This window comes from Exiguobacterium sp. s40 (assembly GCF_018617905.1).
GTDB lineage: Bacteria > Bacillota > Bacilli > Exiguobacteriales > Exiguobacteriaceae > Exiguobacterium > Exiguobacterium mexicanum_A.
On the sequence record NZ_JACSLC010000002.1, the window covers coordinates 93,524 to 107,914 of the forward strand.

The window sequence follows — 14,391 nt, forward strand, 5'->3', positions numbered from 1 at the left end:
GTCAAACGACCTCTGGTTTTTTTATATGTCCATCCGGTTCGATGTGCGATTCCGAAAAATCATTCCCATGCTTGTTCAATCGAACAGCCCGCACATCGTCCTGCTTTTTTTTAATCGCGTCCGGGTAGAAAACGGGTGTGGTTTCCCTTAAGATGGGAGGGACAGAACGAAAGAGGAGATACATGAGATGGACATTCAGGCAGCCCGACACTTTTTCTCACAACTAAAAGGCGATCAGACGGACCGGCTCGATGAGATTGCGAAAGAAATCGACCGTACGGGAACGTATACGCTCACGACCGACGAGTTGACCGAGGGCGCGAAACTCGCCTGGCGGAACTCAAACCGATGCATCGGCCGTCTGTTTTGGCAGACGCTCACCGTCCGGGATGCCCGCGGCGCGGAGACGTTCGACGATGTGTTCGAAGCACTCATCGACCACTTGCGTTACGCGACGAACGGCGGGAAAATCCGCTCGACGATGACGGTGCTCCCGAACGAGTTCCGTCTCTTGAACACGCAACTCATCCGGTATGCGGCATATGAGACAGAAGACGGCATCATCGGCGATCCACTGTCTTTGACGATGACGCGTCAGGCCGAACGGCTCGGTTGGAGCGGGGCTAGGACTGCGTTTGACATCTTGCCGCTCCTGATCACGGATGGGAGTGACGTTCGGCTCTATGAATTGCCGGACGATGCGGTATTCGAGGTCGACATTCAGCACGAGGCGTACGACTTGTTCGGCGGACGGCCGATTAAATGGCACGCTGTTCCGGCCATCGCCGACATGGAACTGGAAATTGGTGGGCTGCGCTTCACCTCGGTCCCGTTCAACGGCTGGTATATGGAGACCGAGATTGGGGCGCGCAACTTGGCCGATACGGACCGTTATGACCTGTTGCCGCTCGTCGGCGCATCGCTCGGGCTCGACACGTCGAAAGAGCGGACGCTTTGGCGCGACCGGACCCTCGTCGAATTGAACGTCGCCGTCTTGCAGTCGTTCGAACGGGCCGGCGTGACGATTGTCGACCACCATACGGCGGCGAAACAGTTCAAACGGTTCGAGAAGAACGAGCAGGACGCCGGGCGCGACGTGACCGGGCAATGGAGCTGGCTCATCCCACCGCTGTCTCCGGCCGCGACGCACGTGTTCCACCGCCACTATGATGACAAAATTGTGACGCCGAACTTGTTCGCGCGCTCGGGTTGTCCGTTTTCGGCGTTTCAAGCGAAGGCAAAAGAGGAATCTAAAGCCTAGAACCGAAACGAGAGGATGATGAACGTGGCAGTCCCAATTTGGAAACGTGCCGTCGCCAGTCAAATCGACCAACTCATTCTTCAAACACCAGCGAAACTTGTCGAGAAGACGATTCGGAAGAAGTTGCTTCCTGGAAAAGAAGTGAAACGTTACTATTTACCGACGCTCGTGACGATGGCCGGGGAAGTATACTTCCTGCTCAATAAAAATGGCCAAACAATCGGCGACCAGGTCGTTGGGATTAAAGTCGTCAGTCAAGACGGGCGCTCGCTCTCGCTCGAACAAGTCGTGAAGCGGACGCTATATAAAGACGTCGTCTATCCGGCCACGCTCGGTCTGCCGCTGTTAAAAGCGCTGCAACAGATCAAGTCGGGCAAGAACATGGAATTGCCGCATGATGAGTTTGCTCATACGAAACTGATTTCGACACGATGAGTCGAAGCCGAAGACAGCGCGACGACGAGTCGGGCTGTCTTTTTTCGTGCGAATGAGTCGGAAAGGAACGAATCCGGAAAATAAGGTATAATGAGAAAGGAAAAAATTGAACGACCATTGGAGGATTTTTGTTATGACCAAAATCGCATGGATTACCGATAGTATGGCCAATTTCTCGAAGGAAGAGGCGGCCCGTCTCGGTGTCGATATCGTCCCGATTCAACTGATTGTCGACGGCAGCGGCTATAGCGAAGTCGACTTGTCGCTCGAAGACTTGCACCGCTATATGATCGACCAAAAGAAAGAGGCGAAGACGTCACAGCCGATTTTCGGCGACTTCATCGCCCGCTATGAACGTTTGAAAGAAGAAGGATATGATTGCGCCATCGCCGTCCATTGCTCGAACGGCTTGAGTTCGACCGTGAAGAACTCGAGTGCAGCGGCCGAAGCGGCCGGCTTCAAAGTATATACGGTCGATTCGCACGCAGCGCTCGAGGCGCAGCAAGAACTCGTCCGTCTCGGTCTCGCCGCTGAGGCTGAAGGTAAGTCGGTCGAAGAGATTGTCGCCTTGCTCGAAGCGTGGCGTGACAAGAAAAACTTCTTCATGATCATCGGGAACATGGAAACGATGCGCCGCGGCGGTCGCGTCTCGTCTGGTGAGATGTTCCTTGCTAACATCTTGAACATCAAACCGATTATCACGCTCGATGAGACCGGAAAAGTCATCCCGTTCAAAAAAGCACGGTCGCTCAAAAAAGCGTACGCTGAGATGGTAACCGAGCTTGAACGCCGCCACGCCGCGAACGGGATTCACAACAACCGTGTCTTCGTCCAGACGGCACTCGCTCCGGAGATGCAAGACAATCTCGTCGCGCTCATCCAGGCGAAATTGCCAGACATTGAAGTCGTCAAGACGCACTTCTGCCCATCGATCGCGGTCCACGCCGGCTTTGAGACGGTCGGGGTGCTTTGGCTCGACGCGTAATCAAAAAAGGAGGGAGTTCGATGGAAGCTGTCACCACACTTTCGGCGTTACACGACCGGATCGCGAATACAGACCAATTGCTCGTCTACGTCTCGCATCCGACCTGTAGCGTCTGCCACTCGCTCAAACCGCAAGTCGAGGAGATGTTGACGGAGTTCCCCGATATCGAGGCGGTCGCCATCGATTCGGATCAGGTGCCGGAGATTGCCGGAGCCTACTCGATTTTCACCGTCCCGGTCGTCCTGTTTTTCCTCGACGGCAGAGAGACGCTCCGCCGGGCCCGGTTCGTCCCAATCGGCGAGCTGACCTATCAACTCGAGCGTCTCCAAGAGATGCGCGGTTAAATCCACAGACACTCGTCTGTGGATTTTTTTGGTTGTTTGCGTCGAGGAAGGGGAATCAGGAGAGTAGCTGCGTCACTTGTTCGAATGAAGAAATGAGGAAACGCTGATGGAAATCATACGCCACTCCGAATGGGCGGACACGAAGCTCACGCTCCATCTCGTGTCGCAAATTCTAGGCAAAATCAAACTCGGTCTCGCCCCGCAAGAGCCGCAATGGGCCCACGTCACGTTACCGCTCACCGTGAATGGATTTTCGACGGGGCCGCTCTGGAGCGGGGAGACGTTGTTCGACATTGACGTCGACGTCACGGCCTCGGTCATCACGGTGCAGGTCGAAACCGCTACGACCGTGATTCCGCTGACGGACGGGAAGCCGATCAAGTCCTATTATGAGGCGATGGTCGACGCACTCCATGCATCCGGCATCACCGTCACCATTAACCCGAAATCGCAAGAGATGCACGACATCTGGTGGCTCGACCGCGATGAGACCCCGCTCGCCTATGACACATCGACGGCCCTGAAAGGGGTGCGCCTGTTCCAGTACGCGGCGCGGGAAGAAGCGGCGTTTCTCGCCCCGCTCCGATGCCGGAAAGTGAAGCCGGCCTTGTTTTGGGGAACGTTCGACGTGTCATCGCTCATCGTCTACGGAAAATTCGAGCCGTTCCCCGAGGCCAAGGTGATCGAGAAGGCGGCGTTCGACGAGCACATGATCGAGTTCGGCTTTTGGCTCGGCGACGAGTCCGTCGACGTGCCGACGTTCTTCATCTTGCCGTATCCGTTTCAATACACCGACCTCGGCTCGGAGCGGCTTCAACCTGTGGACGCCTACTACGACGCCAAGATGAGCGAATGTTTTTTGTCGATTGAGAACGTGAGTCGGGCAGATGACATCCAAGCCTTCTTCCGGACGTCGTTCGACCTGTTGAGTGATCGACTCGGGTGGGAAGGGCGCGCACATTATTTCTTGCCGCTCGATATGCCGGCGCAACCAAAACAAGAGCCCACAGACGAAAGTCTGTGAGCTCTTGTTTAGTTTAACGTACGGTAGCGCGTCGTTCGACCGTTTCCGACACGGGTCACTTTTCGTTCGGCTATCAACTGTTCGATCAGTTTTCGGACAGTCCCTTTGCTTTTATTCAAATAGGCTTCGAGTTCTCTTGTCGTAAATTCGGACTGTTGACTAAGCCATTGTTCGAGTTCGTTTTCGTCAGAGTCTGGTGTCGTTAGCTGTTGTTTAGGCAACGTCACGACAAAGGCGTTCGGACTCGTAGTCCAGAATGGTCGTTCGAGACTTTCTTTGTAGCTTTCTTTGATTCGTTGTAACCCGGTACCATAACTTTCAATCCATTTCAGACGATACAATACATTGGCTAGTTTTGGATTACGGCTCTGAGAAATACCTAAATTGATATCCTCGATCGTTAAGCCCTTCACGAGTCCGCCCACCGAGACGATTTCGATTCGGTTTTGGAATAAATGAATCAAGATGCTACCGCTAAAACTATAATCGCGATGTGTAACGGCATTTACAAGAGCTTCTCGCAAAGCAGGACTAGGATAACTTTCGGTCTCGAGCCGTTTTAGACCGACGAAGCGTGCTGACGTGGCATTGTTCAGACTAAGGTATTCATAGACGGATTCGACTTGCGCGAGAATGGAGCCACTAAATTCTTTACGATCTTGAAATTCAAGCTTGTCGTTCCCTAAATAGCGGGCGCATTTGATTGAGTGTTCGCATTGGTCAGAAAGAAGGAGCCCTAAATTTGTGTAATAGCCATCATCTGTCATCAGGCCAAGTGTACGTTGTTGCTCGACACCAAATTTGATGTTCGTTTGAGCAAAAAAGTGAGAAGCTTCCTCGAAAGTCAGTTCCTGTTTCAAACTACGCATCGTTTCAAAGTTCGTCCCATCTGATTCGATAATCATTTGGCGGATGTTTTCTTCAGAGGCATTTGTGACAGACGTACCGTACCGAATGAAAACACCCGACGATTTCATGCCTTTTCTCTTCAAATGATAAGGGCGTCTCGTTCCGCGGGCCACAGCTATCTTTATGACCTCTTTTTTGTCGAGCTCAACCACTTCTAAATATAAATGGACTAGAATATCTGGTTGGATGTTGTCATGTAGCTTGTTTGATACTGCTTCGAGTTGTTTATGTGCGTTAGGGACACCGAGGACGGTACCATCATCTTCTATACCGATATAAAGAACACCACCTTGCGTGTTGGCGAACGCAATCACTTCGTGAACGACAGCGTCTGTAAGTTCTCGCTTGAACTCAACCGTAGGCGACTCTTTCATATGATTCACCTCTAATCTATTATTTGTATAGATTAATTATAATCGATTATAATCGATTAATCAAAAAAGATCGATTTGGACGGGAGTCCGAATCGATCGCCATGTTCAATCTTCAGTTGTCTGCGGCACGAGGTAAATCAAGCCGAACGGGTTATGGAGCAAGTTGTCGATTGACGTCCGCTCGTCTTCACCCATCTCGACCGTGAACGTCTTGCCATCTTCGAACGTGAAGCTGTCCCCGTCCCCGAACATCGATCCACCCGAGATGAGGTGGAAGTTGAACGAATGGACGACGTGAATCGCGTCTTCAATTTCGAGCGTGGCCGGTACGGCGACGTCGGCGTGACCGAACGCTTTCATGCCCCACGAGACGTAGGCGTCTTCTTCTTCCGTGATGGCTGTGAGAAGCGAGTAGTCGAGGGCGAGGTCTTCTTCTTTCGACTCTTGCCATTCGTCTTTCGAGTAGGCGACACCAGCCGTCTCGACCATGACGCCGAGTCCGCCGGCGTTCAAGATGGCATTGGCCGCACGGCGGGCCGCCGCGATGTCCGTCACGTCATTGACGTCGACGATCAAATAGACGATATGCGTGTGGCGGGTAAGCCCTTTCGCGATTTTCGGCGTGAAACCGCCCGAGCTGGCATGAATCATCGCTTCGGCGAGAGCCGGGTCGCGCTCGACGACTTCGACCGTGAACGCTTTTCCGGTCTCATCTTCTAACAGCAGTAGGCCAGCCATCGTGTAGCCTTCGCTATGTAAACTGATTTGTTCGCTGACTGCCTCGGCCGATGACCAGTTTCCTGGAATGGCGAGCAACACTTGTGTACGGTTCATATAAGAATCATCCTCTTCTTCAAATAGTCAGGCCTCTCACAGGGAGAGGCCTGGTCTCTTCTCTTATTATGCCCTATTTGGCGAAAAATTATTCTTGATACGTCTTCAATACTTCTTGGAGCGGAATCTGATCGATCTTGCGACGGCTGATGAACGTGCTTGCGAAGAAGAGGAGCGTCACCGCACCGAGTGTATAAAGCAGATAAATCCACTCGAACTCGAGCGGCAAGACGAGTCCATAATCTTCCGCGAACACGACGATGATGACCCGCAAGATGACGAGGGCGATCGGGATGCTGAGCAGGGCCGAGATGAGCGCGTAGATGAAGTAGCTATTGAGAATCATCGAGCGGACCTCGCGCCGGTCGTAGCCCATCACTTTCAAGAGCGAGATGACGTAATAATTTTTCTCGACCGTGAGTGCGGTCAAGACGAACAGGATGCTGAAGGCGATCAAGGCCGATCCGCCGATCATGACGTTCATCATCAAGTTCATGTACTCATTGATCGATTGGGACTGCTCAATCAGACCGCTTCGTGAGATGACCGTCGGATAGTCCGTCTCGTCCGGCCGTTCGGTCGCGTAAATCCCGTTGAACAAATCACGTGTCGTCCCGCCCGATAATTGTTCGCTGAGCGTTGCCCGAGGCAGGTAGACGACATCGCCCGCATATTCGTCGGCGATACCTCCGATCGGGTACGACAACGTCTCGTTGTCGAGTTCGATGTCAAGCGTGTCCCCGGTCTCGAGGCCGAGCTTCAAGGCGAGCGAGGCGTTGACGATGATCTCATCCGCTTTCGGTACCAGTTCGTTCCCGTCTTCGTCTTCGAGAGGATAGAGTGTGTTCGTCGCATCGAGCCCTTTCAACGTGACAAGGTTGTCTTGAGCGAAGGCGAACGGGTAGGTGAGGAACGGCTCTTGTCCATCTTCGAGCACAGGTTGCGTCGTCGTGTACGCCTCATATTCATAGTCGGCCTCGTTCAACTCGCCGACCGTCATCCGGTCGACCGCCCCGTTCATCATGAGGGCGAAGACGATGAGGAGCGTCGAGAATAGGATACCGAAAAAGAAGATGATGAAGCTGCCCGTGCTTTTGACGGCGTATAAATATTTGAATTTCGTCTTGCCGCGGGCGTTCCGGAGCAGACGGCTGACGATGCGGCTCAGTCGATTGAGTGAGGCGTTGTCTCGAGGCGACAGCAAAGCGAGAGCGCTCTCGCCCATGATTTTATAGATGACGGCTCCCGCCACGAGCGCGAAGAACAGGAGCGGGGCGAAGACGGCCGTGAGAAAGACGAGCGGGCTTTGGGCGATGGTGATGGACGGCAATAGATAGAAATCGAGATACAGGTTTTTGAGCGGCTCGGCGAAGTAGAGCCCGAGGAAATAGCCGATGACGAGCATGAGCGTCGCGAACAACAAGATGAAGACTAGGTACGGGACCGCGATTTGACGGCGGTTGTAGCCAATCGCTTTCAAGAGCCCGATTTGTCCGCGCTCGGCCTCGAGCATGTTCGAAATCAGGATGGCGACGATGATGACGGCAATCGAGACGATGAACAGGCTCAAGCCGAGCGCCATCGCTTTACCAGATGAGATCTCGCTATAGATGGCGCCGCTGCGCATGATGTTTTCCGTTTCCATGACCGAGATGACGAACGGGAGCTCGACGTCGGTCACGACCGTCCCGTCAGTGACACCGGCAAGGCGGAACGATTCGGTTCCAATCACCTCGTCGTAGGCGGCGTCCGTCATCAAAAGGAGTGTCTGCGTGCCGGGATCCAAATTGAAGAAGTTCTCATCAAACAGCGGGAGCGTGTAGTCCGGGAACAAGACGAATCCGCTCACCGTGAAAGGGGTACCGAGGTCGAGCGAATCACCGATTTCAATCCCGTTCTTCTCGGCGTATTTCGCATTGATGGTGATCTCATCGTTTTGCTCAGGCCGCTTGCCAGCCTCGAGATAAGACACGTTGATCGTGTCCGCTTCTTTCAAGACGAGTCCGCGGTGTTCGCTCGAGCCGAACGGGTAGGTCAAAAGCTTCGAGGCGCGGAGCTCAAGCGTCGCGCCGTCCATCTCGCCCTCGACGGCGTCGATGCGTGCCGCGATCAAGTCATCGAACGCCGCCTCGTCGACACGTCGCAAGTCCGAGAGCGTGTAGCGGCCGAAGGCGATGAAGTCCGCCAACTCAGGCAAGGCCGCCTCTTCTTCCGTGACCCGGTTCAGCATCTCGACGGCAAAATCCTCTTGATTCGATGAGGCGAGATACTCCTCGGTCGGCACTTCGATGCCGCTGATGCCATAAAACATCATCGTATACGTGAGCGAGCTCATGACGATGATGACGGCGATGGCAAGAAGCTGCATCCATTTGCCGGCGAGCGTCTTCCATACGTTTTTATACAGCATCTGTCTCACCCCCAGTGGATGTCGCAAGCGGCTTTTCGGACCGGGTTGTGCGTGTACTCCACGATCCGTCCCGAGTTCATTTTGATGACGTCATCGGCCATCTCACTGATGCCCGTGTTATGCGTGATGACGACGACCGTCTTGTTGTACGTCTCGTTCAAGCGCTCGAGCAGTTCGAGCACCCGTTTTGAATTGTCCTCATCGAGCGAGCCCGTCGGTTCGTCGCAGAAGATGATGGACGGATTTTTGGCGAGACTCCGGGCGACCGAGACGCGTGTTGTTCGCCGCCCGACAATTGGTACGGGTATTTGTCGCGGGCAGCCGCTAACCCGACTTGATCCAACAACTCTTCGATCGGGAGCGGGTCGGTCGATAAATCGGCCCCGATTTGAACGTTCTCGTAGACGGTCAAGTTTTGGAGTAGATTATATTGTTGAAAGATGAAGCCGAGATGGTCGCGTCGAAACGCTGTCATCTGCTCGGACGATAAGTCCGTCAAGACGGTGTCACCGAACGTGATCGTCCCGGACGTCACCGTGTCGAGGCCGCTGATGACGTTCAACAGCGTACTCTTGCCGCTCCTGCTCGGGCCGAGGATGACGACGAAGGCCCCGTCATTGATCGTCAAATCGATGTCTTTCAACGCCGTGGTCTCGATGTCCCCGGTCTTATAGACTTTATTGACGTGCTGAATGTGAATCATACCGATTCCTCCTTTGTCCGATGTTATCTTTTACCCGTTTCGAGCACATCGCGGACGGGAATATGTGAAACTTCATAGGATTTCAATTTTGAAAAAATAGTGAAACCGCTTCACCTGTGATAAAATAATATTACCAGGTACTAATCTTGATTTAAGGAGAATCCTACTATGAAAATTGCTTATATTACGGACAGCACGGTCGTCCTTCCTGATTCGATTCAACACCACCCGGACATCCATATCGTTCCGCTCTACGTCGTCAAAGGCGACCAGCCGTATAAAGATGGGGTCGAGGTCGATGCCAAGACTGTATACGAATGGATCGACGCAGGTGAACGCGTCTCGACAAGCCAACCGGCCATCGGCGACTTCGTCACCTTGTATGAGAGCATCAAAGATCAATATGATATGGGCATCGCCGTCCACTTGTCGTCGGACTTGAGCGGGACGTATTCGGCATCGGTTCAAGGCGCAGAGATCGCCGAGTTCAAACTGCTCGCTATCGACTCACGGGCCGGCATCTACACGATGGGGCTCATGCTCGAAGAGTTGATTGAACGCGTCGAGCGTGGAGATACGCTCGAGGACGTCGAAGCATATATGAAACAACGAACCGAGGACGTCCACATCGAATTGATTTTGCAAAACTTGACACAAATGCAAAAAGGCGGCCGTATCTCGAAGTCGAAAGCGCTCATCGGGAATATGTTGCAATTGAAGCCGGTGCTTCGCTTCGAAGACGGTCTTATCGTTCCGTATCAAACGGTTCGGACGTATAAGAAGGCGCAAGCCCAGTTGTTCGAAGCGCTCCGTCAAGTCATCGATTCGGGTGAATGCACGGACGTCTCGATTTTCCACGGGAACGTGCCAGAACTGGCCGAGTCGTGGAAACGTGAGCTCGGCGACAAAGCCAAAATTCGGGTCGACACACTCGCACCGCTCCTTGGGGCCCACACGGGGTCAGGCTCGATCGGTTTTTCGTTCTTAAAAGCAAAGTGATGACAGGATCGTGACGCGAGTCGCGATCTTTTTTCATTGTCACAACTTTCAAACAACGGCTGGAATCTTCCACCAAAACCCTTCATACTATGTAGGAATGATAATGAAAAGGGGGGAGACGATGCGATTTCGGAAGTACCTCATCAGAAGCTGGTTCTCGTGGTCGCTCGTCTTCATGGGAATCCTCGCCTACATGTGGCTCGGCATCGGTACGTTTGATTGGTCGTTATTTTGGTTCATCTTCACGCTCGGCGCCCTGTTCGTCATGAACCCGCTCAAGCGGCGGCACCTTCACTTTACGTTCCATGAGATGTTCGTCTTCATGACGTTCTTCTTGTACGGCCTGTTGCCGGCCTTGTTGATGGGACAGCTCCTCTTACTCACGTTTCAGGCCCGGACGTTCACGAACAAAGTCGGACGTCGGCGTTTTTTGCATTTCTATCCGCTCAATACGTTGATTGAGGCGATGCTCCTCGTCTTGCCGGGGCTCGTCTATTTGCGGCTCGGCGGAAAGATTGGACCGAACGTTCATCTGCTCGAACAAGGTACGGCGCTGATTGGGTTCTTTGCCGTCTTGTTCCTCGTCCTCGGCTTCAGTTTCCTGCTATCGCGGTTCTTGATTGGGGAACGGATCCCGCTCCCGATCATGTGGCGTTTGCTCCGTTTTGACTGGCTCGTCATCTCGCTCGAGCTGTTGTTCACGATGGTCGCCATCGAGGCGTTCCAACTGTTCGGATACACGGGGCTGATGGCGACGTTCCTCATCCTGTCGCTCCTCAAGATGGGGTTATCGAAAGCGACGGAGACCGAAGAGACGCAGTCGAAAATCGATCAAGTCGAACGGTTGAAAGAGCAACTGTACCGCGTCGACAACGAGCAACTGCTCATCGAGAAGTTTTGGAACGGGCTCCGGGAAGTCGTCGAGCTCGAGCGCGGCTGGCTTCAAGTCAATCGGGACGGGCACCGGACGTTTTATGATATCAGCGGCCGTACGTCCACCCCCGTCGCCGACGCCTCCACACTCGAACGGCACCGCGACGCGGAAGAACCGTACTTTGTGTATGATTCGCTTCATGAGTGGCATCCCGACCTGCAGGCACATCAAACCGAGCTCCATCATTCGGCACTCGTCATCCAACCGGTGTCGAGCACGACGAACGCGGTCAGCTGTATGATCTCGACGACGGCGAACGGGGCTTACGACGGGGCGATCGCCGTCGAGCTCCATCGCCTGTTGAAGACACTGTCCTGGTCGCTCGAACGGATCGACGAACGGAACCGTCTCCAACATGAAAGTTTGACCGATCCGATGACGGGACTCCCGAACCAGCGGGCGCTCAAGCGGTGGACGAAAGAGCGGTTGAACGATGTCGCATCGTATCCGTTGTCGGTGTTCTTGGTCGACCTCGATCATTTCAAGGCGATCAACGACACGTACGGTCACGCGTTCGGGGATGAGGTGTTGATTGAGGCCGGCGTGTTGTTTACGCGTCTCATCCGAAGCGGGGACCTCGTCACCCGTTACGGCGGCGAAGAGTTCGTCTTCGTCTTCCCACGGATGGATGAGGCCGCGGCCATCGTGACAGGGGAGAAGATTCGTCAAGCGCTCCGCAACCATCCGTTCGGATTGGAAGGGATTCGCGTCCAGGTGACGGCGAGCATCGGCATCGAGACGATCCACGAGTACGAGGATCTCGATACATTGCTCCGCCACGCCGACCGGGCCATGTACGTCGGTGCGAAATTCAATGGACGGGACCGGGTCGCCCATTACCGCGACACGTCGACGGAACGGATTCAATGATGAAGGAGAACACCGGCTCATCGGTGTTCTCCTTTTTTGTCTGATCAACATGAACGATGCTTGGGCCGATGCCCTCCGTTCCTGGGGCGATGCGGATGCCTCCGCAGCGCGTGCCGCGCTTTACGGGGTCATCCTTGCATCGCCCTCCCCTAGGAGTTCGGGCACCGGCCTAGGCGCCGTTGAACGAATGTTAAATCGAATTCGATTCGCTCGTCCCTCGGCGCCCCGACTCTTGCAGAACAGCAATCCGACGGAGACCCAGCAGCGTAAGCGATGCGGCTCCGGGATTGCCTGCAGAAAGCGTGGGCGCCGAAAGGACGAGCGACAACGGTACACCTACAAAATAAAGGAGGACACCGGATACCCGGCGTCCTCCTTATGAATGAAAGATTATAATTTCTGATTGAAGATTTCTGACTCGACCGCGTGAATCGCAGCCGACCACGAGCCGTAACGATGAAGGATGGCTTTCGTGGATGGTTTGTTGTTTCGTTTTGCCCATTCGCGATACGCTTCAAAGGAAAGAGAGAAGCCCATCTCGTGAATCGCTTCACGAAGTGCGTTCGAGAGCTCGGATTTGGAGTAGGTCACACTCGCTTCAAGTCCGGCCTCGGCACACGCATCGTGCCATGAGCCGAACGTCTTGACGATATGGTAATGGCTCGGTGCTTTCGGATGAAGCTTGCGCCATTCCTGATATTTTTTGAGCGTGATAATCGATCCCATGTCACGCGAGTAGAGGGCAAGCGTCTCGATGATATCTTCGCGCGTGTACTTCGGCATTTTATCCGGGAGGTCGACGGTCGCCTCTCCATGCCATTCGTAGCCGGCGATGGCGAGCGCCTCGGCCCATGACCCGAACTGTCGGATAATCGACTCGGGAGATGGCCAGCTTTGTTCCATCGCGAAGCGACGATACACAGAGCGACGTGGACGTTCCTTCAACAAGTCGCCGAGTAGACGGATACAGTGAATCATCCTCTGTTGCTCGGTGGACAAGTGGTGGGATTTAGTGGATAGCGTTTGACTCAATGATGGTTCCTCCTTCCATGGACTCATATCTGAACCGACAAAGATTACGAAATTGCTTCTACAATCATACTATCGGCCAGTTTTTACAATTTATAAGTGCATTTTTCAAGTTTTTCATACCAAATTTGAAATGGGATAGGTCTAAGGTCTGGTATGAAATTAGAAAAAATGGTAACAGTTCTATTAAAAATTTAATATTAAATGGGTTCAATTGTAAACAAAAAGTTTTATGGTGGCTGAAATGTCATATTCTGTACGAAAAAGTACCCAACTGGCCAATGGGGTCATCACCGTTGCACCAGTTGAGTACTCTTCTATAATAAATTTAATTTTCAGACTAATCAATGAAAGTTTTGAAAATAACGATTTTTTTTGAAAGGGTGGTCAGTGGAATAGGCGGTCTGCTAAAATAATGGAATTGATGTAAAAAAGAAAAGAGGATATTACGATATGACAATATGGTTGTTCTACTTACTGCTCGGTTTGATTCAAGGCTTCACGGAGCCGATCCCGATTTCGTCAAGCGGTCACTTGGTCATCTTCCAAGAGCTGTTCGATATCGAACTGCCGGGACTCTCGTTCGAGATATTCGTGAACTTTGCCTCGCTCCTCGCCGTCTTGACGATTTATCGGAAAGACGTCGTCCGTCTCGTCGTCAGTCTGTGGACGTTCTTATTTAAGAAAGATCGCAGTGACGAAACGATGATTGATGTTAAGTTCATCGGGCTCTTGCTCATCGCGACCGTCCCGGCTGGTTTGCTCGGTGTCTTGTTTGGTGATTGGATCGGGGAGACGCTCGGTGGAGTCGCCACGGTCGGTTACACGCTCATCTTGACTGGGCTTGCGCTCTGGTTCATCCGCAACATGCGCGGGAACAAAGGCGACGGCGGCATCACGCTCCGCGACGCGATTTTGATTGGACTTGCTCAAGCGGTCGCACTCATTCCAGGGATCAGCCGCTCCGGCGCCACAATCGTCATGGCGATGCTCCTCGGCATCAAGCAAGAGTCGGCCCTCCGCTTCTCGTTCTTCTTATTCATCCCGGTCAGTCTCGGGACGATGATTTTAGATGGGCCCGCCTTGTTCACGAATCCGGAAACGCGCGAACTGTTCGGACCGCTCATCTTGGCGTTCATCGCCTCGTACGCGCTCACGGCCATCTCGCTCAAATGGTTCCAACACATCATGGCAAAAGGCGAGCTCAAGTATTTCTCGTTCTATTGCTGGATCGTCGGTCTCCTCGTCGTCCTATTCTTGGCTTGATTTTCAAGGCGTTG

General features: G+C 53.3%; 14 protein-coding genes. 8 read left to right on the top strand and 6 right to left on the bottom strand.

What is annotated here, in order from left to right; genetic code table 11:
- Positions 1 to 187 precede the first annotated feature (187 nt).
- From KNP02_RS02070 to KNP02_RS02090, 5 genes are all read left to right on the top strand, one after another.
- On the top strand, positions 188 to 1,261 hold the full coding sequence (locus tag KNP02_RS02070; protein WP_214706941.1) for a nitric oxide synthase oxygenase: 1,074 nt from the start codon (positions 188 to 190) through the stop codon (positions 1,259 to 1,261).
- An 18-nt stretch (positions 1,262 to 1,279) separates the two neighbouring features.
- The gene (locus tag KNP02_RS02075) at positions 1,280 to 1,696 is read left to right on the top strand and encodes an RDD family protein (RefSeq protein ID WP_251129103.1); all 417 of its coding nucleotides are present in this window, start codon (positions 1,280 to 1,282) and stop codon (positions 1,694 to 1,696) included.
- A 133-nt stretch (positions 1,697 to 1,829) separates the two neighbouring features.
- Positions 1,830 to 2,681, top strand: coding sequence for a DegV family protein (locus KNP02_RS02080; RefSeq protein ID WP_214706951.1), 852 nt, complete (start codon positions 1,830 to 1,832; stop codon positions 2,679 to 2,681).
- Positions 2,682 to 2,701: 20 nt separating this feature from the next.
- Positions 2,702 to 3,025, top strand: a complete 324-nt coding sequence (locus KNP02_RS02085; RefSeq protein WP_214706956.1) for a thioredoxin family protein — start codon at positions 2,702 to 2,704, stop codon at positions 3,023 to 3,025.
- Between the two features lie 106 nt (positions 3,026 to 3,131).
- Positions 3,132 to 4,049: a DUF5996 family protein gene (locus tag KNP02_RS02090; protein ID WP_214706963.1), complete on the top strand. Its 918-nt coding sequence runs from the start codon at positions 3,132 to 3,134 to the stop codon at positions 4,047 to 4,049.
- An 8-nt stretch (positions 4,050 to 4,057) separates the two neighbouring features.
- Here KNP02_RS02090 and KNP02_RS02095 read toward each other — a convergent pair whose 3' ends face one another.
- From KNP02_RS02095 to KNP02_RS02110, 5 genes are all read right to left on the bottom strand, one after another.
- Positions 4,058 to 5,332, bottom strand: coding sequence for an RNA-binding domain-containing protein (locus tag KNP02_RS02095; RefSeq protein ID WP_214706966.1), 1,275 nt, complete (start codon positions 5,330 to 5,332; stop codon positions 4,058 to 4,060).
- A gap of 105 nt (positions 5,333 to 5,437) precedes the next feature.
- Positions 5,438 to 6,166, bottom strand: a complete 729-nt coding sequence (locus KNP02_RS02100; protein WP_214706969.1) for a DUF4261 domain-containing protein — start codon at positions 6,164 to 6,166, stop codon at positions 5,438 to 5,440.
- A gap of 88 nt (positions 6,167 to 6,254) precedes the next feature.
- Positions 6,255 to 8,576 (bottom strand): ABC transporter permease, encoded by a 2,322-nt coding sequence (locus tag KNP02_RS02105; protein WP_214706971.1) that lies wholly within the window; start codon positions 8,574 to 8,576, stop codon positions 6,255 to 6,257.
- Positions 8,577 to 8,581: 5 nt separating this feature from the next.
- Positions 8,582 to 8,758, bottom strand: a complete 177-nt coding sequence (locus KNP02_RS14790) for a hypothetical protein (protein WP_251129104.1) — start codon at positions 8,756 to 8,758, stop codon at positions 8,582 to 8,584.
- Positions 8,734 to 9,279: an ABC transporter ATP-binding protein gene (locus KNP02_RS02110; protein WP_251129105.1), complete on the bottom strand. Its 546-nt coding sequence runs from the start codon at positions 9,277 to 9,279 to the stop codon at positions 8,734 to 8,736. The genes KNP02_RS14790 and KNP02_RS02110 overlap by 25 nt, the downstream gene beginning before the upstream one ends.
- Before the next feature lie 168 nt (positions 9,280 to 9,447).
- On the opposite strand from KNP02_RS02110, the gene KNP02_RS02115 reads away from it, so the two are divergent.
- The gene (locus KNP02_RS02115; RefSeq protein WP_214706973.1) at positions 9,448 to 10,278 is read left to right on the top strand and encodes a DegV family protein; all 831 of its coding nucleotides are present in this window, start codon (positions 9,448 to 9,450) and stop codon (positions 10,276 to 10,278) included.
- Between the two features lie 121 nt (positions 10,279 to 10,399).
- A complete protein-coding gene (locus KNP02_RS02120) occupies positions 10,400 to 12,082 on the top strand; it encodes a GGDEF domain-containing protein (RefSeq protein ID WP_214706982.1) in 1,683 nt (560 codons plus the stop codon).
- Between the two features lie 390 nt (positions 12,083 to 12,472).
- Here the strand turns inward: KNP02_RS02120 and KNP02_RS02125 are convergent, their stop codons facing one another.
- On the bottom strand, positions 12,473 to 13,114 hold the full coding sequence (locus KNP02_RS02125; RefSeq protein ID WP_233004553.1) for a homing endonuclease associated repeat-containing protein: 642 nt from the start codon (positions 13,112 to 13,114) through the stop codon (positions 12,473 to 12,475).
- Between the two features lie 450 nt (positions 13,115 to 13,564).
- Here KNP02_RS02125 and KNP02_RS02130 point away from each other — a divergent pair, with 450 nt between their 5' ends.
- The gene (locus KNP02_RS02130; protein ID WP_214706990.1) at positions 13,565 to 14,377 is read left to right on the top strand and encodes an undecaprenyl-diphosphate phosphatase; all 813 of its coding nucleotides are present in this window, start codon (positions 13,565 to 13,567) and stop codon (positions 14,375 to 14,377) included.
- Positions 14,378 to 14,391 lie beyond the last annotated feature (14 nt).